The 544-nt window shown below is 79.0% G+C and carries 1 protein-coding gene; it reads left to right on the top strand.

The genetic code is table 11. The features are described 5' to 3' along the window. The coding region (locus ACVNF4_RS36840; RefSeq protein ID WP_461807147.1) for an RNA polymerase sigma factor at positions 1 to 544 on the top strand (544 nt) is incomplete at both ends.

The raw sequence follows: 544 nt of genomic DNA, 5'->3' as shown, positions 1-544 counted from the left end.
CCCCCCGGAGCGCCTCGGCCGGTCCCGGCGCGCAGACCGGCGCACAGGCCACCCCGCCCGCCGAGCGCCCGCCCCTCACCCCGGCCCAGGCCTTCGACGCCCTGTACGCCTTCTGCGCCCCCGCCCTGGTCCGCCAGGCCTACCTCCTCACCGGCCGCCGTGAGCTGGCCCGCGAATCCGTGGAACGCGCCTTCCAGTCGGCGTGGCAGCGCTGGCCCGAGGTCGCGACGGACCGCGACCCGGCGGGCTGGGTCCGCGCCACGGCGTACGAGTACGCGCTCTCTCCCTGGCACCGCCTGCGCCCCCGCCACCGCCACCCCGAGCCCCCGCCCCTCTCGCCCCCCGACCGCGCCCTCCTCGACGTCCTCCTCCGTCTCCCCCCGTCCTACCGCCGCACCCTCGTCCTGTACGACGGCGTCGGCCTGGACCTGCCGGAGACGGCGGCGGAGACGGAGGCGAGCACCCCCGCGGCGGCGGGCCGCGTCCTGTACGCGCGCGAGGCCCTCACCGCCCGCCTCCTCGACGACCTCACCGAGCACGGCCC

The sequence above is a fragment of the Streptomyces sp. S6 genome (assembly GCF_054880855.1).
This window is presented reverse-complemented; position numbering and strand designations above follow the sequence as displayed.